Origin of the sequence: Moraxella sp. K02 (assembly GCF_041154755.1) — a bacterium.
GTDB lineage: Bacteria > Pseudomonadota > Gammaproteobacteria > Pseudomonadales > Moraxellaceae > Faucicola.
This window is the reverse complement of sequence record NZ_AP031590.1, coordinates 1,607,013-1,633,475: the sequence shown is the minus strand read 5'-3', so window position 1 is coordinate 1,633,475 and position 26,463 is coordinate 1,607,013. Positions and strand designations below refer to the sequence as shown.

The 26,463-nt window shown below is 43.6% G+C and carries 16 protein-coding genes and 2 riboswitches; of the genes, 6 read left to right on the top strand and 10 right to left on the bottom strand.

Features of this window, described 5'->3' with window-relative positions:
- Positions 1 to 105 precede the first annotated feature (105 nt).
- Together ACAM39_RS07255 and ACAM39_RS07250 are read right to left on the bottom strand one after the other, a co-directional pair.
- On the bottom strand, positions 106 to 1,428 hold the full coding sequence (locus ACAM39_RS07255; RefSeq protein WP_369627177.1) for an MFS transporter: 1,323 nt from the start codon (positions 1,426 to 1,428) through the stop codon (positions 106 to 108).
- A 299-nt stretch (positions 1,429 to 1,727) separates the two neighbouring features.
- On the bottom strand, positions 1,728 to 3,425 hold the full coding sequence (locus ACAM39_RS07250) for a phospholipase D family protein (protein WP_369627176.1): 1,698 nt from the start codon (positions 3,423 to 3,425) through the stop codon (positions 1,728 to 1,730).
- A gap of 157 nt (positions 3,426 to 3,582) precedes the next feature.
- Between ACAM39_RS07250 and ACAM39_RS07245 the strand changes: the two genes are divergently transcribed.
- The gene (locus ACAM39_RS07245; RefSeq protein WP_369627175.1) at positions 3,583 to 4,824 is read left to right on the top strand and encodes an O-succinylhomoserine sulfhydrylase; all 1,242 of its coding nucleotides are present in this window, start codon (positions 3,583 to 3,585) and stop codon (positions 4,822 to 4,824) included.
- Between the two features lie 98 nt (positions 4,825 to 4,922).
- Here the strand turns inward: ACAM39_RS07245 and ACAM39_RS07240 are convergent, their stop codons facing one another.
- Entirely contained in the window at positions 4,923 to 5,693 is a 771-nt protein-coding gene (locus tag ACAM39_RS07240; RefSeq protein WP_369627174.1) for an NAD-dependent deacylase, read from the bottom strand.
- A 187-nt stretch (positions 5,694 to 5,880) separates the two neighbouring features.
- Between ACAM39_RS07240 and ACAM39_RS07235 the strand changes: the two genes are divergently transcribed.
- The 3 genes from ACAM39_RS07235 to ACAM39_RS07225 all read left to right on the top strand — a co-directional run bounded on the left by ACAM39_RS07235 (position 5,881) and on the right by ACAM39_RS07225 (position 8,280).
- On the top strand, positions 5,881 to 6,210 hold the full coding sequence (locus ACAM39_RS07235) for a YbaB/EbfC family nucleoid-associated protein (RefSeq protein WP_007115923.1): 330 nt from the start codon (positions 5,881 to 5,883) through the stop codon (positions 6,208 to 6,210).
- Between the two features lie 167 nt (positions 6,211 to 6,377).
- A complete protein-coding gene (recR, locus tag ACAM39_RS07230; protein ID WP_369627173.1) occupies positions 6,378 to 6,986 on the top strand; it encodes a recombination mediator RecR in 609 nt (202 codons plus the stop codon).
- Positions 6,987 to 7,068: 82 nt separating this feature from the next.
- Entirely contained in the window at positions 7,069 to 8,280 is a 1,212-nt protein-coding gene (locus ACAM39_RS07225) for a ribonuclease D (RefSeq protein WP_369627172.1), read from the top strand.
- Between the two features lie 46 nt (positions 8,281 to 8,326).
- Here the strand turns inward: ACAM39_RS07225 and ACAM39_RS07220 are convergent, their stop codons facing one another.
- From ACAM39_RS07220 to gcvT, 6 genes are all read right to left on the bottom strand, one after another.
- Positions 8,327 to 9,718 carry a GntP family permease gene (locus ACAM39_RS07220; RefSeq protein WP_369627171.1) on the bottom strand — a complete coding sequence of 464 codons (1,392 nt, stop codon included), beginning with the start codon at positions 9,716 to 9,718 and terminating at the stop codon, positions 8,327 to 8,329.
- Between the two features lie 169 nt (positions 9,719 to 9,887).
- The gene (gcvP, locus tag ACAM39_RS07215) at positions 9,888 to 12,770 is read right to left on the bottom strand and encodes an aminomethyl-transferring glycine dehydrogenase (protein WP_369627170.1); all 2,883 of its coding nucleotides are present in this window, start codon (positions 12,768 to 12,770) and stop codon (positions 9,888 to 9,890) included.
- 94 nt (positions 12,771 to 12,864) lie between these two features.
- Entirely contained in the window at positions 12,865 to 13,599 is a 735-nt protein-coding gene (locus ACAM39_RS07210; protein WP_369627169.1) for a nitroreductase family protein, read from the bottom strand.
- Positions 13,600 to 13,732: 133 nt separating this feature from the next.
- Positions 13,733 to 14,113, bottom strand: a complete 381-nt coding sequence (gene gcvH, locus ACAM39_RS07205; protein ID WP_007115930.1) for a glycine cleavage system protein GcvH — start codon at positions 14,111 to 14,113, stop codon at positions 13,733 to 13,735.
- Between the two features lie 229 nt (positions 14,114 to 14,342).
- Positions 14,343 to 14,729, bottom strand: a complete 387-nt coding sequence (locus tag ACAM39_RS07200; RefSeq protein WP_036604651.1) for an MliC family protein — start codon at positions 14,727 to 14,729, stop codon at positions 14,343 to 14,345.
- A gap of 114 nt (positions 14,730 to 14,843) precedes the next feature.
- Positions 14,844 to 15,977, bottom strand: coding sequence for a glycine cleavage system aminomethyltransferase GcvT (gcvT, locus tag ACAM39_RS07195; RefSeq protein WP_369627168.1), 1,134 nt, complete (start codon positions 15,975 to 15,977; stop codon positions 14,844 to 14,846).
- A gap of 128 nt (positions 15,978 to 16,105) precedes the next feature.
- A riboswitch (glycine riboswitch) is annotated at positions 16,106 to 16,240 on the bottom strand.
- Positions 16,241 to 16,269: 29 nt separating this feature from the next.
- A riboswitch (glycine riboswitch) is annotated at positions 16,270 to 16,386 on the bottom strand.
- Between the two features lie 437 nt (positions 16,387 to 16,823).
- Between gcvT and ACAM39_RS07190 the strand changes: the two genes are divergently transcribed.
- Together ACAM39_RS07190 and ruvB are read left to right on the top strand one after the other, a co-directional pair.
- Positions 16,824 to 17,285 carry a hypothetical protein gene (locus ACAM39_RS07190; protein ID WP_369627167.1) on the top strand — a complete coding sequence of 154 codons (462 nt, stop codon included), beginning with the start codon at positions 16,824 to 16,826 and terminating at the stop codon, positions 17,283 to 17,285.
- A gap of 94 nt (positions 17,286 to 17,379) precedes the next feature.
- Positions 17,380 to 18,363, top strand: a complete 984-nt coding sequence (ruvB, locus tag ACAM39_RS07185) for a Holliday junction branch migration DNA helicase RuvB (RefSeq protein WP_062331309.1) — start codon at positions 17,380 to 17,382, stop codon at positions 18,361 to 18,363.
- 69 nt (positions 18,364 to 18,432) lie between these two features.
- On the opposite strand, the gene ACAM39_RS07180 is transcribed toward ruvB, so the two are convergent.
- Positions 18,433 to 26,400, bottom strand: a complete 7,968-nt coding sequence (locus ACAM39_RS07180) for a beta strand repeat-containing protein (protein ID WP_369627166.1) — start codon at positions 26,398 to 26,400, stop codon at positions 18,433 to 18,435.
- Positions 26,401 to 26,463: the final 63 nt, after the last annotated feature.

Below are 26,463 nucleotides of genomic sequence, written 5' to 3'. Positions count from 1 at the left end.
CAAATATTCAAAAAAAATGGCTAATCTATAGCTAATCTATCAGCTAATCAATAAAAGCAGGCGCTAAAAAAGCGAGGGTAAAACAACTATCAGCGATGAAAAAGCTTAGGAATTCATCAGCCGCTTATCTTCCATGCGATACAAACCATGCAAATTGGTCAACAACATACCCATGATAATGCCAATCACACAGACAAACACCAGATACAGTGCGCTTGAAAGCATTAATTTACGTGAAAAATAAATCAATAGCACAGGCAATAATGCGCCTGCCAATGCATACGCTAAGTTATAGGTAAAGCTAATACCACTAAGGCGTACACCAACCGGAAACAGACGCACACAAATACTTGGGACTAAGCCAATCACGCCAGAGAAAAACCCTAAAATCGCATAGTTAATCAGTAGTAACTCGCTACTGTTTTTTAGCGAAACAAAGAAAACAACACTGGCAATGCTTAAAAATATACAGCCTAAAGTAAATACACGACCTGAGTTAAAGCGATCGGCAAAATAACCATAGGTTAAAGCCCCCAATCCACCAAAGATAATACCCACCCCATTAGATATCATCATCAAACTGGTATCGACATCAAAAAACTGGATGCCCAAAATCGGCAAAAGCAGATAAATCGTCAAATAAACACTGGCGGTAAACCAAGACAAACCCAGCGTCATCACCGTACCATAACGGTATTTGACAATAGCTCGGCGTATTGGCAGACGTTTAACCAAGCGATTTTTAGACTTAGCCATCAGCCAAAGCGGGGTTTCTTCAAGCTTGGCTCGTAACAGCACCGCAAATAGCGTACCGATACTGGCAATGACAAAAGGAATACGCCAACCATACGATTGCATCTGGGTAGGGGTGAGCATATTTGATAAGGTGGCGCTTAAAATATTACCCATCAAAGTCGAAAAAATCAATGCACCGATGAGGCCGCCACACACTGACCCTAATTGACGCCGTGGCATATGCTCAGCAATGTATACCCATGAAGCGGGCACCTCAGCCCCATAGCCAAAGCCTTGAATTAAACGCAATAATAGCATGAGAACAATCGCTGCCACACCGATATGATGATAGGTAGGCAAACAGGCAATCACTAAACTAGACCCACCCACCAACAGCAAACTATACAGCAACACATGTTTTCTGCCATGGCGATCGCCGATATCACCCAATATTAAACCGCCTAGCGGTCTTGACATATAACCGGCTAAAATCAGCAGCAAAAAACAAATCGACTTTAACGACTCAGGTATATTTTCTGGGAAAAAAGCTTGATTGATACTATCATTAAAATAAAAATAAATCGTAAAATCAAAGGAAGCAAAAAAAGCCCCAAAAATCGTTAAATACACCACGTTTTTTTCGTAGCGATTTAAATCCCTAATTTCTTCGTTGGCATCATGAAAAAATGGCATAGTCGACAATATCACCTAGAAGCTGGCTAAAGGTTTGCACGCTTTATAATCAATGAACAGATAGGTTACTTAACGCGCTAAAGAATTAAATTCGTCACTCTTCACCTGACAAATTAAATCACTTGACAAATTGAACAATAATTTATCAAAACTGTAATAAATTTAATTATTTAAATAAATATTACAAGTAAACGTCATGATTTAACAGTTGAGATATATTACTTTTTGAAACCGCATACTATAGTGATTTTGATACTGTTTTTATTATCAAAAATGTGTGTTTTTTGTAATATAGCCGCTTACAATAAGCGCTTAAATGGCAAGGCAGAAAAAATCTTTAGCCAAAGTCCATTGACAAATGTCATGTGCGGCTCTTTATCCAAAGTGATAAGCTTCTTATTGGTTTTATCATCATGGGTTTGCCACATCAGTTGTTCATCATCAGTGAGATTGACGCGGTAACTGACATTGAGCATAGAATTATCAAACGTATTATGGAAGGATTTGGCAAGCGCTTTATCTTCAATCAGCACACCAAGCTCGGTATTGATGTTGGCAGAGCGCGGATCCACATTGTAAGAGCCAATAAACGTGTATTTGTCATCCACGGCAAAGGCTTTGGTATGCAGACTGGTGCTGTATTTACTGCGATATAAGCTACGTTTTTTGCGGCGAAAGTCTGCATCGGCAGAGGATTTTAGCTCATACAGTCCAATTCCTGCTTTGAGCATCGGCACGCGTGCCACGTTATACCCTGAATGCACGATAGGCACATCGGTTGATTCATACGAGTTGGTAAAAATATTGATTTTTACCCCGTTTTCCATGAGTTTGCTTAGTTGCAGTACGCCCAAGTCAGTGGGCACAAAATACGATGACACAATGGTCAATTGCTGTTTTGGGGTGCCAATACGTGCCCGAAGCTGTGATACCAATCGGCTATCTTTATCATCTTGATTAAGCAGTTTTTTGACATCATCTGCCAAAAACTGCATCGGTTGCCAACGAAATTGGATTTTTTTGTTATACAATTGTTTATCGACTATGGCGCCATTTTGTACCCGATAAAGTTGCGAGCTTTTATGTAGATGGGACTGGCTGTTGATCGGTGCAATCGCAGTCAAAGTCCCCAAAAATGGCTCATCGCTTTTATTACGATCGGGGTTTTTTGAGGCGCTGACCAAACGCTCGATATCATACGATAAAGGACTATCCCAATAATCTTCAAAACTATCATTGATTTGGTTGACCACTTTGCCGGCAAGCAAAACATCCAAATCAGCAAACTCAGCGATGCTATCTTTACGCAGATATTCATCGCCAATATTGCGCCCACCAATGATGGATAGCTGGCGGTCAAAGGTCATGCTTTTATTGTGCATGCGGCGTTGGTAGCGGGGCAGTGCTACCACAAAATTGGCGGGGGTAAAGCTACGCAGCACTTTGGGGTTAATCAATCGCACTTGGATATTAGCATGCGCAGCAAAGGCAAGTAGCTGTTGGTCAAGTTCAGGATTGGTGTTCAAATCATCGAGTAACAGTCGTACTTTGACACCCCGATTGGCGGCTTGGTACAAATCTTTGAGCATCAATTGCCCTGCTGCATCGTTGTGCCAAATATAGTATTGGATATCGATGGTCTGCTGAGCCATTTCGGTCAAAATACTGCGTGAGGCGAACGCATCACTGCTATCAATCAGCGGATAATAACCGGAAAATTTGCTCGGTGAGGGGTTTTTGCTAGCACTGATACGACTGATTAAATAATGACCTTGTATACGCGATTTTTCGGAAAATTTTTGCGCACCTGTCAGCTGCGTTGACACAGTTGGCGTAGTAGTGATATGAGGGTTGTTCGGCAGCATTTGGCAAGCGGTAAGTAGCGTAAGTAGCAGCGCAAATAGCAATGGCAAGCGAAATGTCACAATTTTGGTGGTGAATTTTTGCGATGCTAATCTGACAAAGCCAACAGATACTGAATAAAATGCTGCTATCAAAGCCTGAATCCTTTTAAAAAAATCACTGATTAACGTGGCACTCACCTAAGAAAAGTTGGTTGTCATGGCGTTTTTGCATAAAATACTGACTTGAAAGCCACCGTCAAATCCAACTTATGCTATCATAATTTATTTGATACACAAAAGATGTAACATTATGACCCAATTAGATCCCAACTGGCAAAGTGATGCACTTGATTTAAGCCTAGACTATGCCGACCAAACCATCGCCGTGCGCGGTGGTTACCACCGTACCGATGAAGGTGAACATAACGAAGCGATTTTTACCACTAGCTCCTACGTATACAAAAATGCCGCCGATGCCGCCGACCATTTTAATGGCAATAAAAAAGGCAATGTTTATTCTCGGCATACCAATCCAACCGTGCGCGCTTTTGAGCGCAGATTGGCAGCTTTAGAGGAAGGCGAGCGCTGCGTGGCAACTGCATCAGGCATGGGCGCGATTTTGACCATGTGTTTGGCGTATCTTCAAGCAGGTGACCATCTACTAGCAGCCAAGCAATTATTTGGCTCGTCGGTCGCCCTGTTTGATACCTACTTTAAAGCATTTGGCGTCGAGGTGAGTTATGTCGATTGCTTTGACAATGACGCTTGGCAACAGGCGATGCAGCCAAATACCAAGGTGCTGTACTGCGAAAGCCCTTCCAATCCTTTGGCGCAAATTGCCGATTTAAGTTTTTTATCAAGGCTCGCGCATGACCACGATGCGCTATTAATCGTCGATAACTGCTTTGCAACCCCAGCCATTCAAAAACCTTTGATATTGGGTGCGGATGTGGTATTGCATTCCGCCAGTAAATATATTGACGGTCAAGGTCGGGTGTTAGGCGGTGCGTTGGTCGGTAACAATGACTTGATGGAAAAAGCCTTTGGTGTGGTGCGTACCGGCGGGATTAGTCTATCGCCATTTAATGCGTGGGTGTTGCTAAAGGGTCTAGAAACCTTGTCACTGCGTATGAAAGCCCACTGCGAAAATGCCAATCAAATCGCTAAATTTTTGCACAATCACCCAAAAGTCAGCAAAGTGCATTTTTCAGGGTTGCCCGATCACCCATCCCATGACATCGCCAAACGCCAACACACGGCACTCAAAAATGTGCAAGGCGGTGCGTTTGGCGCCATTATTGGCTTTGAGGTGGCTGACCAAGCAGCAGCCTGGCATGTTATCGATAGTACCAACATGATTTCGATTACCAATAACCTAGGCGATGCCAAAAGCACCATTACCCATCCCGCGACGACCACCCATTTTCGCATGACACCTGAAGCAAGAATCGAGGCGGGCGTGAGCGAAGGCTTAATTCGCTTCTCGGTGGGGCTTGAAGATGTCGATGATATTATTGCTGATTTAAAACGCGGTTTGGATACACTCGCCTGATATAAAGCCCAAGCCACTAGCCAGAACCCAAAAGCCAGTAGCAAAATTTACTGGCTTTTTTATGTCACTGTTTTATTGTGTTTTTTTATCTGGCTTTTTTATTTCAGCGCATTGACCAACAACGGCAATATTTTCCCCGCGTTATCCGGTAACACGATGTCAACCGCTGCGGTATGGGTCGGATTGGGATTAATCTCGATAACGGTTGCGCCCTGTTGTTTTGCCAAATCAATCAAGCCCGCCGCAGGATAGACCACGCTTGATGTGCCGATACTCACCAATACATCACAATTGAGCGTTGCCGTTTCTGCCGTTTGCCAAGTGTCCTGTGGCAACATCTCGCCAAACCACACAATATCCGGGCGAATCAAACCGCCGCATTCACAATGCTTCAATGCCGTATCGGTCACAGCAATGGCTTTTTCATACGGCTTGCCACAATCATGACAACGATTTTTGGCTAAATTCCCATGCAGTTTTGCCACCGTGGCACCGCCTTGCTCATGCAGATTGTCGACATTTTGGCTAAACAGCGTCCAAGTTTTGCCTTGCTCTTTTGCCGATGCTTGCCATTCACCTAAAGCAAAATGGGCAGGATTGGGCTGTTTATCGGCGATTTGTCCACGCCACCATTGGTGCCATTGCCACACCAAGGCAGGCTCATTTTCAAACGCTTGAATGCTGACCAAATATTCGGCTTGGTATTGTTGCCACAGTCCGGTAAGTTTATCCCGAAAAGTCGAAATGCCACTTTCAGCCGAGACGCCTGCCCCTGTCAGGATGGCAATATTTTGCGCACATTTAATAACATCAGCGGCTGTGCCGAGAGCGACTTCTAGCAATGGGGGTGTAGTTGTTGTCATAGTCATAGTTTTTTGCTGTTACTGGGTTTATGGTAGTGAGGTTATCTTAGCATTTTTATGTGAGTGATTTTAGATTAGCAGTTTTAGGTTAGCAGTTTTATGTTAAAAATTTGGGCTAACGATTAGCAATAGACAGTTTGCGGTCAAATTCGCTACAATGAGCCACCAACATTAGAAGCAAATAGGAAAAATCATGAACTTACAAGCCCTCATGCAACAAGCGCAAATGATGCAAAAGCAAGTGGAAAAAAACGTTGAAAATGCCAAGAAAAAACTGGCAGAAAAAGAAGTGCATGCCGAAGCGGGTAGTGGCTTAGTGAAAGTCACCATGAATGGTCGGCATGTGGTCAAACGTTTGTCAATCGATCCAAGCCTATTGCAAGATGACCCTGATATGATTGAAGATTTGATTGCGGCTGCTATCAATGATGCCGTGCGTCAGGCCGATGAACTACATGAGACTGAAATGGCGAGTGCCACCAACGGCATGGGGTTGCCACCAGGCATGAATGGTTTATTTTAAACCCACTAGGGCTATCCAGTAAGGCTATAAAGTAGCGCTATAAAATAGTGGAAAATTGCCTTGCGATTAGGCAGGCAAACCCCCATAAAAAGCTGATAATTGACTGTCAGCTTTTTTATTTTCCAGCCAGCTTTTTTATTTTTTATGATTTTTATAAGAATGCGCCTATGCTAACGCCGAAATTTGATGAACTTGTAAAACAACTCAAAGTACTGCCCGGGGTCGGACCCAAATCTGCCCAGCGGATGGCACTGCACTTGCTTAGCTATAAACGCCTGCAAGGTCAAGCATTGGGCGAAGCTTTGATTGTGGCGATGCATGATATCAAGCAATGCCAAGTATGCCGTGGCCTTTCTGATGAGGATATTTGCCCGATATGTAGCGATCCGCGCCGCAATGAGCGTGTGCTTTGTATCGTAGAGACGGCAGCAGACATGATGGCAATCGAGCAAACCGCCAATTTTAACGGTAAATACTTTGTGCTTGGCGGGCATCTATCACCCATTGATGGCATTGGCGTGGAGCAGCTTGGCATCAATCAGCTGATTGGGCTGTTAAAGCAACACCAAGCCGCGAAAACCCCGGTGGAAGAAATCATCTTGGCAACCAGTACCACGGTAGAAGGGCAAACCACCGCGCATTTTATCAGTGAAGCAGTCAAGCCTTACGTTACCCATATCACCCGGATTGCCCAAGGGATTCCGATGGGCGGTGAGCTTGAGTATTTAGATAGCATGACACTGGGTCAAGCCCTGCAAAATCGTGGACGGTTATAAAATCTTTTCATCAGTTTGACAAGACAAAATCCTAGATTCATCATAAAATACGCTTAAATTATCCGTCCACAAGACCCAAGTTATGCTCATCCAACATCCGTTAAGCCCCGCCCAATTACAACAACTTCATGACTTGCCAATCCATTGGGTGAAAACTCAAGACGCGCTTTTTGCCCTGCTCGATGACCTAGAGCAAGTCGATACCATTGCGTTAGACACTGAGTTTATCAAGCGCGACACTTTTTTCCCCATTCTTGCGCTGATTCAAATCAATACGGGTGAGGCGATTTATTTGATTGACGCGCCCAAGCTGTATTTAGAAGAATTTTGGGAAGTGTTAGCAGATATACCCACCGTGGTGTTACATGCGTGTGGCGAAGATTTGGGAATTTATTATTTACTCTCCAACTTGCCTGCGCTGCGCAATGTGTTTGATACCCAAATTGGTTTGGGTTTTTTGACCGGTGAAAACTCCCTTGGCTATCAAAAATCGCTGCAAGAAACGATTGCTGTGCATGTGGATAAAGGTGAAAGCCAATCGGATTGGTTGCAGCGTCCATTAACGCCTGAGCAAGAAAGCTATGCGGTAGACGATGTGCGTTATTTATTGCCGATGTTTGCGGCCATCAAGACACAGTTGATCGAGCAAGGTTTATGGCAATACGCGGTTGAAGACTGCCAAAGCTATACCCAAGAAATTTTTGCCAACTTTAGCACGCCTGATAACGCCTTATACTTGAGTGTCGCTGATTACCGCGATAATCGCGAGCAACTCGCCATGCTACAAACGCTGTGCGAATGGCGCGAACAACTTGCCAAATCAATCAATAGACCACGCACTTTTATCCTGCGACCGCAGGCGCTCCGTGAAATCGTCGAAAAACCGCCCTTTAGCATGAAGCAGCTAAGTTTTACCAGTATCAAGCCCAATGTGATTCGCATGTATGGGCAAGAGATTTTGACGCTGATTGATAAGGTACGTAAAGAAGATGACGCGTCCTATCCAGCTCTATTGCCTTTACCCTATCGCAGTCTGTCTAGCGATGTGCAAAAACAACTGGAAAAAGCCATCAAACAGCATGGGCAAAACCTGTCAATTGATGAGACAGTATTGATGCGAAAAAAATGGCTGTCAGAGCTGTATGCTTATGCCGTCGCAGCAGAAAAACCGGCATTAAGCCCTTGGCTGAGTGGGTGGCGCAAAGCGTGGATTATGGCAGAGATTTTACCCATTTTAGATACGGTGATTGCCAACAACCCGCCATCTGGCGAGCATGAAACAACCGCTGAATAAATAAAAAAATCCCAACGCTGAGTGGGATTTTTTACTACTAAATGGCTTAAAACGAACCAAACATGGTACCCAAAGCAATAACCACCGTCACCGCAATCAGCGGAATTGCCATCGTCACCATGGCGACATCTTTATAAGATTGCTTGTGGGTCAAATGGCAAATGGCAAATAACGTAATCACCGCACCACTATGCGGTAGCGTGTCTAAGCCACCTGCTGCCATCACCGCGACCCGATGCAATAATTCAGGATCGATGCCATGCGCCACTGCCTGTGCCAAATATTCTTTGCCTAAAATGGGCAGCGCGATACTCAAGCCGCCAGAAGAAGAACCGGTGATGCCCGCTAAGGTGGTCATAGCCACGGCTTCTGAGATTAATGGGTTATTGGGCGATAGATTTAACACGCTATCGCGTAACACCGCAAAACCCGCCAATGTCGCAATCACCGCACCATAACCGACTTCTGAGCCTGTATTAAAAATAGGCAACATGGAGCTATAAGTGCCTTTATTAAGACTGTGTTGCAAGTTCGTCCATTTGCCCAAGCGCAGCACAATCAACGCAATAATCGCGGTGACTAAAGCGATAATGATTGACCAAAGTCCCAAAGCGCCCTTGATATCCAAGTCTTTAAACTGCGCTTGCAGTGCAGAGAAATCCATACTCGGAAAAACCGCGTACGTTAATAAGGCATTGATGCCGATGACCAATACCAAAGGAATCATCGCCACCATAAAAGAGGTTTGATGGGGGTCTAGGTTATCAGCATGCAGCTCATCATCTTCATGAATACCATATCCCTCGCCAACCGTTTTGGCGCTATGGGCGCGTCTTTGCAGCCACAGCATACCCAAGCCAAACATCACAAGCGAACCAATAATACCCAGTATGGGTGCGGCAAAGGCATTGGTACCGTAATAGGGAATGGGAATGGCGTTTTGGATGGCAGGTGTTCCGGGTAACGCTGTCATGGTAAAAGTAAATGACCCTAACGCAATCGCCCCTGGAATGAGCCTTTTTGGCACCCCTGCTGACTTGAACAAATCTTTAGCAATCGGATAAATGGCAAAAGCCACCACAAACAGCGACACACCGCCATAGGTTAAAATCGCACAAACCAAAACCACAGCCAGTATGGCTTTACTCGCGCCTAATTTACTAACCACCGTTCTGGCAATCGCTGTGGCAGCCCCAGAATCTGCCATCAGCTGACCAAACACCGCGCCCAGCAAAAATATGGGAAAAAACTTCAACAAAAAGCCACTCAACGCTTTCATAAAAACGGTGGTATAGATAGGTAGTGAGCTTAGAATATCGCCTGACAGCGCCACCGCTAAGGTGGCCATCAAGGGTGCTAAAATTAATACAGAATAGCCGCGATAGGCGAAATACATTAATAGAAAGAGCGAAATAATAATCGCAATGGTACTAAACATAATGTCATCCTTGACTTATGATGGGTGTAAAATAACGCGTGATGATTACAATTTTTTTGAGTCCCCTGCATCATAGCAGAATTGTTTTGACTCGCAATTGCCTTTATAGCAAAAAGCCACACATTTTTGCATGGCTTTTGTAAAAAATACGGTGAGTATTGATTGAAGTTTACTCCGCGATTTCACCATTCTCATAACTTGAGATATCAGGGCAAGAACAGATTAAGTTTTTGTCGCCATACACATCATCGATGCGGCTGACCGATGGCCAAAACTTATTGTCGCGTATATAGGCGAGTGGATAGGCGGCTTCTTCACGGCTGTATGGGCGATCCCAGTCACCAGTCACCACTTGCGCGGTGTGTGGTGCGTTCACCAGTGGGTTGTTATCTGCTGGCCAGTCACCGTTTTTAACTTTCATCGCCTCAGCTTTGATTTGAATTAAGGCTGAGATAAAGCGGTCTAGCTCTTCTTTGCTTTCTGATTCAGTGGGCTCAATCATCAAAGTACCTGCCACGGGAAAAGACATGGTTGGCGCATGAAACCCGTAATCCATTAAGCGTTTGGCGATATCAACTTCGGTGATTCCTGTTTCGGCTTTTAGTGGGCGGATGTCAATGATACATTCATGGGCGACGCGACCATTTTCACCACTATAAAGCACGGGGTAATGGTCTTTTAATTTCATAGCCGTGTAATTGGCATTTAATAACGCAGCTTCTGTCGCTTGCACCAAGCCATCACGACCCATCATGGTGATATACATCCATGAGATAGGCAAGATGCTGGCTGAACCAAACGGGGCAGCCGATACCGCACTCATGCCATCTTGGGCATTGGGCACTGCAGATACAACGTGGTTGGCAATAAAAGGCGCCAAATGTGATTTCATGCCGATAGGACCCATGCCAGGACCGCCGCCGCCGTGTGGAATACAGAAAGTTTTGTGCAAATTCATGTGTAGGACGTCAGCACCGACATCCGCAGGCTGCATCATGCTGACCTGCGCGTTCATGTTAGCGCCATCCATATATACTTGACCGCCGTGTTGATGAATCAAGTCACAGATATCACGGATACCTTCCTCAAACACACCATGTGTCGAAGGGTAGGTAATCATCAAGGCGCCCAGATTGTCGCTGTATTTTTGCGCTTTTTCAGCCAAGTCGGCAATATCAACGTTACCACGCTCATCGGTGGCTACCACAACGACTTCCATCCCCATCATTTGTGCCGTGGCAGGATTGGTGCCGTGTGCGGAGCGCGGAATCAGACAGATATGACGGTTGGGTTGACCTAAGCTTTCATGATAACGACGAATCGCCAATAGCCCCGCGTACTCGCCTGATGCGCCTGAATTTGGCTGCATAGAGATAGCGTCAAACCCTGTGATGGCTTTGAGTTGCTCTTGCAGACCTTCAATCATTTCAATATAGCCGCTCACTTGTTCACGTGGCGCAAATGGATGCACATTGGCAAATTCATTCCAAGTAATCGGTAGCATTTCGCTAGTGGCGTTAAGTTTCATGGTACAGCTACCCAGCGAAATCATACTGTGATTCATCGCTAAGTCTTTGTTTTCTAGCTTTTTCAAATAACGCAGCATTTCATGTTCGGTGTGATAACGATTAAAGACAGGATGAGTTAAAATCGCATCGGTACGTAGCAGTGACGCTGGCAGAGACAAACTGATATCATCAGATAATTGAGCGGCTACGCCTGTAAATAACTGCGTGAGTACACCAAAATCCGCCGCATCACTGGTTTCGTTAAAGGCAATGGCGATATGGTTATCGTCTACTTTGCGCAGGTTATAGCCGATATTAAGGGCATTTTGATAGATTTGCTCAGTTTGACCTTGGGTATTGACCAATACGGTATCAAAAAACTGCTCATGCACAATCGACATCCCAGCTTGTTTGATGGCTTGGGCAAAAGCGCTGGCTAACGCATGAATGCGGGTGGCGATACGTTTAATGCCTTCAGGACCATGATACACCGCATACATCCCTGCCAAATTGGCCAATAACACTTGCGATGTACAAATATTTGAGTTGGCTTTTTCGCGGCGGATATGTTGCTCACGGGTTTGTAGTGCCATACGCAAGGCTTGTTTACCTTGAGCATCCACCGATACGCCAATGATACGACCTGGGGCAGAGCGTTTGGCACTGTCTTTAAAGGCAAAATAAGCCGCGTGTGGACCACCAAAACCCATCGGCACACCAAAACGCTGGGTGTTACCCAGTGCCACATCCGCACCCATGCTGCCCGGTGATTTAAGAAGTACCAGACTCATCACATCCGCAGCAACGATTGTCTGCGTGCCTTTGGCTTTGACTGCACTGATGATATCAGTTAAATCAACCACATCGCCTTGCGCGCCCACATATTGGAAAATCGCGCCAAAGAAATCACCCTGTTTGGCAACGTCAAAATCACCGACCACTATCTCCCAACCAAAATATTTGGCACGGGTTTTGATGACATCTAAGGTTTGAGGATAGATACGGCTATCAACAAAAAATTGATTAGATTTACTTTTACCCACGCGTTTTGCCATCGCCATCGCTTCAGCCGCCGCCGTCGCTTCATCAAGCAAACTTGCGCCCGCCAATTCAAGACCTGATAAGTCAATACAAACTTGTTGGAAGTTTAGTAATGCCTCTAAGCGACCTTGGGCAATCTCCGCTTGATAAGGGGTATAAGCCGTGTACCAGCCTGGGTTTTCAAGCACATTACGTTGAATCACCGCAGGTAGGCGAGTCGGATAATAGCCTAAGCCAATATAGCTTTTATTGACCTTGATTTTATCCGCCAACCCGCGCAACTTTGCTAAGGCATCATGCTCAGTCATACTGAGGGGTAAATCTAACTCTTTGCTAAGACGTACAGAAGCTGGCACCGTCTGTTCAATAAAGCTTGACATGCTGTCAGCGCCGACGGCTTTTAGCATTGCTTCTTTTTCATCTTGGCTAATGCCAACATGACGATGAATAAATTCTGATGATTGGAATAAATCAGCAAATGATTGAAAAGACGGTTGACTCATTCAAGTTTCCTTTAGCGTCTGATAAAACATTGAAAATAAAAATAGCAGGTTTTGCCATGACTAACATGACAAACATCGGTTGAATGGATAAAAATTACACTTTAACGATAAAGCGCTCACGCTCAAAACGGTATTGCTCACTATAGATACCACGCTCGTCGCGCTCACCGGCAGCAATTACCATGCAAATATGCTGCTCTTCATTGAGGTCAAGCAATTTTTTGAGCTGTGGCTCATCAAATCCCCCCATGGGGCAACTATCAAAGCCGTGTGCACGCAAAGCGAGCATCAAATTCTCAGCTGCCAGTGACGTGCTAATGAGCGCCCAGTTTTTGAGATCGTCAGCATCATAGATGGGTTCAACCATCGCCCCTCTGACTTTGCGAGTGGCTTGCGTCAGCGCCCATTTGGCAGGGGTGAACACATTCATCACACCGCGCGTCATGGTCAGCGGAATGAGCTTGCCATAATAATCTTGCACGGGTTTTGGTACGGGTTTGACGGGAAAATACTTGATATTGTCTTTGGCATGTTGACGCCACGTGTCAGTACGAGCGACCACGACAATCAGCTTATTGGCGGTTTTTGCTGCATTTTGGCTCATACAATAGGTCACAGTTTTTTGGCGTTTTTCTTCAGATTCAATCACAAAAAATTGCCAAGGCTGTAAATTACTTGAGCTAGGCGCTAACATCGCCATATCAAGACAAGCATTGAGCACTTCATCACTGATCGGCGTTTTGGTAAAGCGTCGTACCGAACGGCGAGTGCTCACCACATCATAAAAACTGACTTGTTTTGGGTCAGCAAGCGGGGTAAGTGTTGACATAGCAGCTCTCAAATTAACAAAATAAAGGATGCGTTACAGTTAATTGATAGGATAACAGGCTAAGGCAATCAAGCGATTACCTTAGCTAGGCTCTATAAAGACGATTAGATAAAAGCGGTTAAGATAAAAACGATTAAATACTATCTTGGTACTCGTCTGCGTCCATCAAGCCTTGGTAATCATCAGCATTGTCTGGTTTGATTTTAAAGAACCAACCTTCACCATAAGGGTCTTCATTAATGGTTTCTGGCGCATCTACCAAAGCTTCATTGACCGCTAGGATTTCACCAGCGATGGGCGCGTATACATCAGATGCAGCTTTCACCGATTCGACCACGGCAATTTCAGCATCTACGTCAACGTGTTCACCCACTTCAGGCAATTCAACATACACGATGTCACCGAGCAAATCTTGGGCGTGGTGAGTAATACCAACGGTGATAGTGCCGTCTTCTTCTTGGCGTAACCATTCATGACTAGCCACATATTTTAAATCTGCTGGAATATTGCTCATAACTATTTTCCTCAAAGCGAAAGTAGGGGTGAAAATAAAAGGCTGTTAGCCAAGCAGTCACACTTGGCGCCTTTTTACTAAACATTTTTAAAAGCCTAGTATTTAAAAGCCTAGTATTTAAAAGCTTAGTAATTTAACAAACTGAGTAACAAAAATTTGGTCGATACAATGTATATCGACCAAACTTAAAATAACTTAGCGGTTTAACCCATTCAACAAGTGAATCAGATTAAATAGCATTACACACAAAGTTATAATCACGACCTTGTGAAGTCACGGTTAACGCACCTTCTGCACCTTTAACGCCCCAATCATACATGGTAGTTTTGGTGGCATTCGACAAGGTATAGCGGTTACCCGAGCCTGATACATCTTGTTTTAATACCATCGCTGCTTGGTTTAGGCCAAGCATTGGCGAGGTGATTTTTAAATTAGCGACATTGCTGCCGTTTTCTTCACCATAGAATGCTACAACTTCAGTGTTATTGTCACATTTAAAGGTTTGTGAATTTGCTTGAATGGCCAACACTTGTGACGGACTAGGCTGTGCCACTGGGGTTGAGGTACAGGCCGCCAAACTTGCCAAAAACGGTACAACAAACAGTAGTTTTTTCATGATTTTACCTTCTAAAGTATGATGAATTTATTATCGGTTTTTCAAAGTACGCTGACTAATCATTTGAATATGGTTCATTAATAAGCGCTAAATCCATCATAACATGATAAAATCTTAGTTGAATTGTTTGTTGCCATTTCTAACAAACGGTAACGAAATGATACGTACTGGCGTCGGTGTGCCCCGCAAATCAACGGTGGCTGCTGTATCCGTCGTCTTCGGAATACGGGCAATCGCAATCGATTGTTTGAGGCTTGGGCTAAAGGTACCGCTGGTGATTACGCCAGTTTTGCCATTGTCTAGCGTTACCGTCATGCCTTCACGCAGTACCCCACGTGACTCTAGCACTAAGCCTACTTGCATGACGTCATTACCCTCAGCAATCGCTTGGTCTTGTTTGGCTTGCATAGCCTCACGACCCACAAAATCCCGATCATCTTTTACCGCTAGCGTCCATGCCATACCGCATTCATACGGATTGATGGTTTCATCCATTTCATGACCATACAAATTCATGCCCGCTTCAAGACGTAATGTATCACGGGCACCTAATCCTGCTGGGGCGATGCCATGGTCTTTAAGTAAGGTAAAAAATGCTGAGGCCTCGGCTTGTGGTAAAATGACTTCAACGCCGTCTTCACCCGTATAACCGGTACGCGCCACAAACCAATCTACGCCTTCAATTTCGGTCAAATCTTTGCCCACAAAGGGTTTTAAGGTAGTTAGGCTATCTGCCCAATTTGGTTTGGCTTGGCTCAGTTTCTGCAGAGCATTGGGGCCTTGTACCGCCAGCATAGCAAGTTCTGGGCGCTCAGTAATGGTGACAGCAAAGTCTTTGGCGATTTTGTCAAACTGTGCCAAATCTTTATCACGGGTGGCGGCATTTGATACAATACGATATTCGGTCTCTGCATCGTTCATCCGGTAAACGATTAAGTCATCAATCACACCGCCGTTTTCGTTTAGCATGGCAGAATAAAGCGCTTTACCGACAAATTTGAGTTTGGCGACATCATTGGCGAGCAGTTTTTGCAGCCAAGCTTTGGCGTCTTTGCCGGCGATATCAGTCACGACCATATGGGACACGTCAAACATGCCCGCATCCGTACGCACAACGTCATGTTCTTGAATCTGTGAGCCATAATGGATAGGCAATTGCCAACCAGAGAAGTCAACGATTTTGCCGTTGCTATCGATATGGGATTGATAAAAAGGGGTGCGGTTTAAAGGCTTGTCTGTGGCTGACATGGCAAATCCTTGAGTGGGTAAAAATCAAATAACGGCTTAATGGTTTAATAGCGTGGGATAAAACGCTAAAGCCAAACATCGCACATCAATAGAGCACTAACACTAATCCAACTTTATGTCGGTAGCTATCAGCCCTATCTGTCCTGTTACCTGAGATTTTCAATCGACTTGTCAGCTTCTTACTTCTTATAGTACAGATAGACAAGTCAATCTTTTCCCCTTCGGTGGTATTGCAAAGCAATACACTCTCCAGATTTGTTATATTTTGATGCAGTGCATAACACTGCCAAAAATTACGATTCCAGTCCTTTTACCTGAGCGATTATAGGGTCTTTACGCCTTCGGTGATGGTTTTGGTATTTCATAATTTGATGAAAAACAAAACAACATTCTCTCCTGAAATCTTCGGTTATTATGCTGGGTTTTTAACTTTTTGACAAGCAAATTTGCACAGATTTTATGACCGCCTGATGTTTTGGCAAGACTGCATTATGAGGATTATTGTGTTATAGCAAATAAAGCCAAAAGCAAGTATGATTAAAGCCATTGATGAATATGAAACTTTAAGTAGTTAAATAAAGTTAAAGTGTTTAACTAAAGTGCTTAAATAATTTTTGTGGTTTTGGGTTAAATTTTTGCGTGCTGACCCCATTAAAAGCAGAATAATTTAGCCTTTAATATTTTGAATATCTTTGAATATTAACCCCAAATACCAAAACTTGTTATTAAAAGTTGCTATAAAGGTCAGTGCTAACCTCGCTGAGTGAAAATTGGCTGATTGAGAACTGGTAGATAAGTTGGGTTATTACCTTATAAAGATGGCATGATAAAAGGAATAAAATAACGATGGACTTGATGAATATTTCGTTGGTAGGTATTTTAACCAGTCTAGCAATGGGGGGTGCGTTGCCCGATGATAGCAAAACCCAACAGCAAGTGGCGCAAGTGTCGACGCATATTTTGCCAAATATCGCAGGACAGTGGCAGCTGCGACTGGATAAAACCGACGCTGCGCAGCCAAGTTGTCAAGAGCGGTATAATTTTGGGCGAGATCAGCAATTTATCGGTTCAAGCGGTCAGGAATTTACGTATGGTAAATACTTGTACGCTGACACAGGGGATGGCTTACCTGCACTAGCGATCCAGACCCAATATGATAACAATGCAACAGACTGTTCTGGCAATCGCGTTGACCAGACGGGCGATATTTTGGTTGCTTATGTCAAACAGCAAGGCGAGCAAATGCAGTGGTGCAAGGATAGTAAAGGCACCCGATGTGATATGACATTGTACCGTGTGTTGCCTTAATTTTTTTTACTTTTTCTATCTATATCCCATAGCACTTGCAAGATTTGCCAGTGCTATTATCCCTGTTAAAATTTGCAACTAGTGTCAAATACTTATGATTCCACCTTTTTCAAGTGCCAATTCGCAGCAACGTCTGATTAGTCCGATGGGGCGCTCAGAAGACCAAAATGACAATAATATCCGTCCAGCCTTACTCGCTGAATATATCGGTCAGCCTGTGGTCAAAGAACAAATGGGCGTGTTTATCAACGCGGCATTATCGAGAAAAGAAGCGCTCGACCATACCTTGATATTTGGACCGCCTGGACTGGGTAAAACCACACTCGCCAACATTATCGCCCGTGAGATGGGCGGGAATTTGCGCTCAACGTCTGGCCCTGTGCTTGAACGCGCGGGTGATTTGGCAGCAATGCTGACCAATCTGGAGCCTGGTGATGTGCTGTTTATTGATGAGATTCACCGTTTGAGCCCGATGATTGAAGAAATCTTGTATCCTGCGATGGAAGATTTTCAGCTTGATATTATGATTGGCGAAGGACCTGCTGCACGCTCTATAAAGCTTGATTTGCCGCCTTTTACTTTGGTGGCTGCAACCACGCGCGCAGGATTATTGACCTCGCCACTGCGGGACCGTTTTGGCATCGTACAGCGATTAGAGTTTTATAATGTCGAGGACTTAACGACCATTGTCACAAGATCGGCTGGATTACTTAATGTGCCTATGACCAAAGAAGGGGCGGTCGAAGTCGCTAGACGTTCGCGCGGTACACCGCGTATTGCCAATCGGTTGCTACGCCGTGTACGCGACTATGCCCAAGTTAAAGGCGATGGCACCGTCACCGCTGAAATTGCGCATAGCGCACTCGATATGCTCGCAGTTGATAAACGCGGGCTTGATAATCTTGATAGACGTTATCTTGAGATGTTAGAAGAGCGTTTTAATGGCGGACCTGCGGGGGTTGAGTCGATTGCGGCGGCTTTGGCAGAAGATAGAGGCACGCTTGAAGATGTGATTGAGCCGTATCTGATTCAGCAAGGTTATATCGTACGCACCGCACGGGGGCGGATGTTGACTTAGTCTTTTGAATGTTGTAGTGACAAACAAAAACCCCTTACATTGTGTAAAGGGTTTTTTACTGACTGAAAATCAGTAACAGTATGGATTGTTATTAATATATTTATAACCATTAAATTGTGTTCTAAGACCAAATGGACTGATCCAGTTTGGACGAAGTGGTGGTGTTGCATCAGGCTCAGATACATCTTCTTCAGCGGTCGGTAAAGTAATCGTACGGTATTCGACAAATTCAGTACCATCGACTTTGGTCGTCACCTTAATCATACCTACAAACCAATCAGCTGATACTTTGGTATAGCGGATGCTAAAGTCTAGCTTACCTGTCGCATCCGTGGTCATAGTTTGGCCATTGACTACTTCAGTGCCACTTGCAGCTAAAATAGTCGCTGGGTTAATTGGGTCTAATTTACCATTCTGGTTAGCATCTTCTAGAGCATCCAAAATACCATTGTTGTTGGCATCTTCGTTAAGACACATCACAGCACCAGGTGTGGTAACGCCCCAACTGTCATAATGTCTAATTCCCCATTTTGCTGGAACTTCAGGTACTGCTGGACTAGACTCATCTTGAGCAGTGTTAGGATCATCTTTTACTTCAGGTACAGCTGGTATTTTTGGAATTACATAGTATTCTCCTAACAGATACTGTACAGGAATAATCGACACTGACACAGGCTGATTGGCAGCTGGCTGACTAATATTGTTATTAACAAAAATAGAACCATCGTAAACATAGTAAATATTGCGACCATCTGGATGCTGGCGAATCTTATCAGCAAAACCGAAACCAATAAATGTTGCATTGGTCTGTACAGTCAAGGTCTTAATTTCGGAAGTCAATGGGGTAACTGTTTGTGCATTGCCATTTACCTGAATTGAATTAACCGTCGTACGAATTTGTACAGCATCGTTTGCTGTTGGAGTACGACCTGAATAGTATTTAACTGTCGCATTACCGCTATCATCTGTAATGGCATAACCTTTCTCGAGACGTCCACCTGAAGCGTCTTGAACAAGTGAAAATTCAACAATCGCATTCTTAACAGGCAAGTCGTTTGAGTCTTTAACAGTGGCAATCACATTGGTTTCGCCATTGGTCGATAATGTTGTACGCTCAATTTGAAGTAATAGCTTTTTAACATCTGTGGTTAGGAAGCTAATGCTATCTGTAAATACTTGCTCACCATTGTATTCAAGAACTAGATTGGCTGTATTGGCAACAGACGAGTTAATAGAGAAAATTAATTGCTGATTTTTATCTACTATACCTTCAACTCTAGTACCTTGACCATTTAATGCACCTTTATTGGTTGATAAATAGACCTTTGAGCCCTCAACAAGTAAATTACCTGCTTTATCTTTAGGTCTTAAAATCGTAATTTGACCTGTGGTATTGACCAAGATTTCATTATTTGCCATTAACACATTATTGGCTCTTACTTCTAACTTGGTTTCAGTTTGGCTAACAACCTTCAGTTCAGTCAAAGCTATTGGTGAAGAGCTAATCTCAACGCCTTGTGAATTAGTACCAAATAACTTCACTGATAGCGGATATTTGGTTGCTTGTCCACCGAGTTCTGCTTGAGAAACGGTAAAGGTAAACTTACCCTGTGCATCTGTGGTAACAAATTTAGGCATGGCTAATGACTTATCATTCAACAATAATTCAACTTTAGTATTGGCAAAAGGTTTGCCACTACCATCTAAAGCCGTTGCTGAAATAGTGCTGTTAGTGGTAGCACTGATTTCTTTATTAGAAACAAATAAGTTATCAATCGTTGTGCCTGTAATTGGGATTGTGACTTCCTCTTTTTCAGCTCTATATACACCATCGTTTACGATTACGCTGATTTTACCAGTGCCATTGAGTCGAGAAACTAGACCAATATCATTTTGTGATAAATCAACAGTGACAAGTCCTTTATCATCTGTTTTTAAGGTTGAAACTTTGTTAAATGATAAACCACGTGCAATGCCGTCTTCAAGAATTTGTAGATAAACTGGCACATTTGCCTTAATACCACCATTAATATCTGTTACTCGGATAGTCATTGACAGGCTATCATTACCAGTTCTCAGTTCATCTTTAGATTTACTGACAAATACATTGTAAGCTTGGGTTGCTGATTGACTGCTTGCACTGACGATAGTGGTCGTACCTACAGACACACCAGATTGGGCAGTGACGACTAAACCCTTTTGTAAAGCAGTCGTTGCCTTGGCAAGGTCTTTGATTTCAACTTCAATGGTTGCTTCACCATTGGCGTTGGTATTGACAACCGCACCTGTGTTATTGACCAAGCCAGAATCCGTTGGAACTTTGAAGCTGACTTGCGCATTTGGCACGACGGCGCCGTTTTTATCTATTGCAAGCGCTGTGACTTTAACTTTTGAGCCAACAGCCAATTGAATTGCTGAATCACTGGTTAATAGCAATGTGTTGACGCTATTGGCCGTAATCGCTTCTTGGGTTCTTAAGGTGACCGTTGAGCTAGTGATAGCACCGGCAGTTGCTTTAAATGATAGACCACTGGTTTGTAGATAATATTTTTGGTCTGGGGTGAGCGCACCGACTTTTAAGGTTAATACCGCTTCACCATTGACATTGGTGGTTGCCTGAAGTGGGGTGGTATTAGTTATACCCGTTGCAGCTGCCGCATCCAATAGCGTAAAGCTGACAGGCATGTTCGCTAGGCTGAAATTTTTGGCATCACGCACTTGGGCAGTCACATTGATAGTATCACCATTATTGGTAGTTAGGGTATTAACATCTGTAACCAAATTGACTTTAGCAATGTCATTCACTGTCGGTTGTGAGGCGGTTTTAGTGAGGGGTACATTGAGTGTTTGTGTTACATTACCGTTAGATACGGCTGTTACCATATAGCCACTTGCAATCAATTTTTCTGCTTTGGTTGGGTCTATCACGCGTAAACGGATATAAGCCGTACCCTTAGGAATAATTACCGCTCGCTCGCCAATCATCGGCTCTACAGGTGCAGCGACTTCACTGGTCAATACCGTAGAAGGCGATAAGCTCACGATGCCAGTGGTTGTCGGGTCTGGTAGGTTGAAAGTAACAGGGGCATTGGTGACAGCACCGTTTTGGGCATCGACCGTGTGAGCCATCACAATGAACTCATTGCCTTGGCTCAATACGACTGGCGTATTTGGGAAATTCTCTAAGACCACTTTGTCAATGCTCACTTCATTGACAGCTTTGGCTTTTAGGGTGATTTCACCTGTGGCGCCACTTGGGGCAGTGACTTTAACTTTTAGACCATTTTGTAGATAGGCTTTTTGACTAGCGGTTAATAAGTTTTTGACTTCTAAATCGATACTGGCTTCGCCTTTCTCGTCCGTTTTCACGGTTGTACCCGTGATATTAAAGACATTAGTCAATGCTGGATCTGGAATGCTAAATGTCAAATCACTTGCAGCGACGCCGCCAAAGTTACCATTCAACGCAGAAGCAGTCACATGGACTTTAGAGCCTGCCATCATCAAGATATCATCTCTATCAGCGGTGACAGCAATAGAGGTAACCACGCTATCAATCCCTGCATCTCTAGCAGAGAGTTTCATCGGGTTGATTTTGGTGCCATTTGGTACTGTCGCGTTGACTACTAAACCATTGGTAAGTAGATAAGTACGCTGGGCAGCGGATAAAGAGTCAATACGTAGCTTGATAACGGCTTTACCTTGGGCATCGGTAGTAACCGTTGACCCTGATAAGTTAGCAATACCCGTTGATTCCAACCCTGGCAATGAGAAAGTGACAGGTACTTTGCTTAATGGACCCTGATTGGCATCTGCTACTGTCGCAGTAACATCAAAGGTGATACCCACGGTCAAATCAAAAATATTACTAGGTAAACTACTACTTAATGCACCTTGTTTTACCAACGCAATATTAGCTTCGACTGGCACAGATGAAGGATCGATGCCTTTTAGGGTGGTATTACCTTTAACGTCAGTTGGTGTCGAGTTCATGGTATTCTTAGACACCGCTTGGATGCTGATGCCGTTTTGAATCAGGTAGTCTTTGGCAGCTGTCGATTTGACTTCTAGCTCAATCGTGGCTTCACCACTGGCATTGGTGGTGATATTTGAGGTATCAGAAACTGCATACACACCCGATACGGATGGGTTAGTTAGCAGATTGAATTCAACAGGTGCGCCGCCAATACCAGTATTATTACCATTGAGTACTGACGCAGTCACAGTGAAGCGTTCGCCAATTTTGATATTAAATGGATTAACGGGTGAGGTTAATTTGACCGATTTGACATCAAGGCGTTTGACACTGGTATCCACGCCTTTTAATGTTAAGGCAGGTGCAGCTTTACCGTTAGATGTGGCATTGATGGTAAAACCGTTAAGCAAGGCTTGTTTTTGCGCATCTGTAAGCGATTTTACCTCTAAAGTAATAACCGCTTCACCCTTATCATCTGTTAATACCGTAGAAGCGGATAAACTGGCTACACCTGTATCTGCAAAGCTTGGCAGAGTAAACGTGACAGGCGTGTTTTTAACCACACCTTTTTGGTCGTCCAATACAGTAGCGACCACTTTAACTTGACTACCAATAGTTAAAGGAATATTTGAGCCTGTTAGATTAACTGTGCTTACCGATACTTCATTGGCCGCTTTGGCAGCAAGATTAATAACACCTTGTCGACCATTTTGTGCGGCTACAGTCACATTTAAACCATTTAAAAGTGCCGCTTTCTGAGCATCAGTCAAGGTTGTTTTAACTTCAAGGTCAATAATGGCTTCGCCTTTGTCATCAGTAGTAACGGTAGAGCCGCTTAAATTAAACACACCTGTTAATGCTGGATTTGGAATATTGACGGTTAGGTTTTGGCCTTTAATCCCACCGAAATTCTTGTCAAGTGCAACAGCGGTGACACGTACACGACTACCTGCCGCCATAATAATATTGTTGGAATCAGCCGTGACTGAAATTGAATCAATTGTATTATCAGGCGTCGTAACGTTTTTAGCAGAGAGCTGTAGCGGTGAAATTACTGTACCATTAGGCACTGTGGCTTTAACTGTCAAGCCATTGGTAAGTAAATAGTTACGTTGGTCTGCAGACAATGATTTAATTTCAAGATTAATGATTGCTTCACCATTGGCATTGGTGACGATGGTAGAACCTGACAGATTAGCGATACCTGTTTTATCTAAATCAGGTAAGGTGAAACTAACAGGTACGCCATCTAATTTGCCATTGTTAGCATCTGCGATGGATGCGGTGATTGACAGCTTATTACCTACCGTCAGATCAAATGGGTTCACGCTAGATACTAATAAAGCTTTACTGACTTTAGCAATATTGGCACTTAACGTTGGATCGGTGCCAAGAATAGTTTTCTTGCCGCTGACATCAGTAGGTGGATTATTTAACGTGTTTTTAGCAATCGCAGTGATAGTTACGCCATCAGTTAACAGTAATTGCTTAGCGGCTTCTGACTTAACTTCAAGCTCAATAGTCGCCTCACCATTTACGTTAGTAATAACATTGGTCGTATCAGAGACAGCATAAACACCAGTCAAACTAGGATTATCAATAGTAAACTCAACAGGAGCGCCACCTATACCTGTATTGTTAGCACCTAATACAGATGCAGTAACCGTAAATCTTTCTCCTGTTTTGATATTAAATTTACTAATAGGACTTGATAAATTGACTGCTTTTACATCAAAGCGCTTGATAGTATCCATGCCTGTTAAAGTAAGCGCAGGTGCCACTTTACCATTGGCAGTTGCATTAATGGTAAAGCCTTTTAATAAGTTGGCTCTTTGGGTATCAGTCAGCGACTGAACTTGCAATGTAATAATAGCCTGACCCTTGTCATCGGTAATAATGGTTGAGGGCGACAAACTTGTCACACCATAATCCGCTAAAGATGGTAGGTTAAAAGTTACTGGTGAGTTGGCAATGGCACCGTTTTGTGCATCGCTCACATTAGCAGTGACTGTGAACTGGCTACCGACAGATAGAGGGATATTAGTGACATTGGAAGTTAGGTTAACATTTGAAACTACAACATCATTGACTGCTTTTGCCGATAATTTGATTTGACCAGTTTTGCCATTGGCGGCAGTGATATCAACTACCAAACCATTAGCCAGTGCCTGTTTTTGTGCAGCAGTTAAGGCAGATTTGATTTGTAGGTTAAAAATCGCTTCGCCTTTTGAGTCAGTGGTAATCGTTGAGCCTGTAATATTGTACACGCCCGTAGCTGATGGGTCTGGAATTTTAACCATTAGAGTTTGATTCGCCAATCCACCAAAATTTTTGTCTAATGCTATAGCTGTGACTTTGACAGTACTGCCTGCAGCCATCAAGATATTATCACTATCCGCTATTACTGAAATTGAGTTAATATCAGTTTCACTAGAAACTTGTTTTGTGTTAAGTTTTAGTGGACTGACTGGTGTGCCATTAGGTACAGAAGCATTAACTTGCAAACCATTTTTTAATAAGTAATCACGCTGCGTAGCATTAAGTGAACTAATTGATAAATTGATAGTTGCTTTACCTTCACTATCTGTCTTGACGGTTGAGCCCGACAGATTGGCAATACCCGTTTGATCTAGTCCAGGCAAGGTAAATGTCACTGGTACGTTTGCTAACGCGCCTTGTCCCGAATCCACCACATTGGCAGTCACGGTAAAGGTATTGCCGACTGTTAAATCAAAGGTATTATTGGCAGCCGTCGTTGATAGAACAACTCGGGCGACTTTAGCGATATTACTGTCGATGGTTGGGTCTACGCCATATAGTTTTACGCTACCAGTAACAGGTACTGGGGTAGTGCCAGTCGTATTTTTTGCAGTGGCTGTGATATTAATGCCCTGTGACAATAGTTTGGCTTTAGCAGCTTCAGATTTTACTTCAAGCTCGATGGTCGCCTCGCCACTGGCATTTGTTACGACATTAGAGGTATCAGAAACCGCATAAACACCTGTCGTACTTGGGTCATCAAGTTTAAATTGGACAGGTACACCACCTAGACCAGTGTTTGAACTATTTAACACTGAAGCAGTAACTGTGAATTTTTCACCAACTTGTACATTAAAGTTGGGCTTTGGTGTCGTTAGATTGACCTTTTGCACATCTAGCTTAGTCGTCGTACTACCTTGCTCGACTCCCTTTAAATTAATAGTATTAGATGCAATACTACCTGTTCTCGCAGTTGAGTTAATAGTTAGTCCACTGTTTAACAGATAACTTTTTTGTTCATCTGACAAGGATTTGAGCTCTAACTCTAAATTCGCTTCGCCTCTGTCATTGGTTAACACACTTAAATTACTATTAGCAAAAATACCACTAAGAACTGAATTTCCAATATTAAAATCGATGGTCGTGTTCGGAATGATATTATTGTCTTTATCCACTGCCAATGCCGTAACATTAACTTTCGTACCTTTTACTAACGCGATATTTTGGCTGTCGGTAATTAATAGTAAATTACTGACAGTCACGGTAGGCGTTGGGGTCGTGGTATTAACATCGGTGCCTTTGAGGGTTTTACTTGTTGAAACTGTACCTACTGTGGTAGTCACAACCAAACCATTTTGTTTTAAATAGTTTTTTTGATCATTGGTCAAAGACTTAATATCAAGTTTGATAACCGCTTTACCCGTGTCATCAGTGACTAAATTTGGACTAATTCCACTAAACACGCCTGTTACGCTTGGGTCTGTAATCTGAACGCTTATCGGTACATTAGCAACACCGATATTATTACTGTTCAAAGCGTAGACAGTTAACTCTACACTATCGCCAACATTCATATAAAAATCAGAACTGGTACTGACTAATTGAACTTTCTTCACACTGGCAAGATTGGTCGTAGTGGTCGAATCTGTACCGGTGCTTGGGTTGGTAACACTGACTGTACCTGTTTTCACAGGCGGCGGCAATGTATCATTACCCCCACCACCGCCACAACCAGCGAGGGCAAGTGCGGTCGTCAATGCAGAAAGTTGAAAGGACTTGATTAGGTTGGTAGAGATAGCCATAAAGTTATCCTAAAGTGAGTAAGGCTGCTAAATAAATCGATAGAGATAAATAGAATCAGAAAA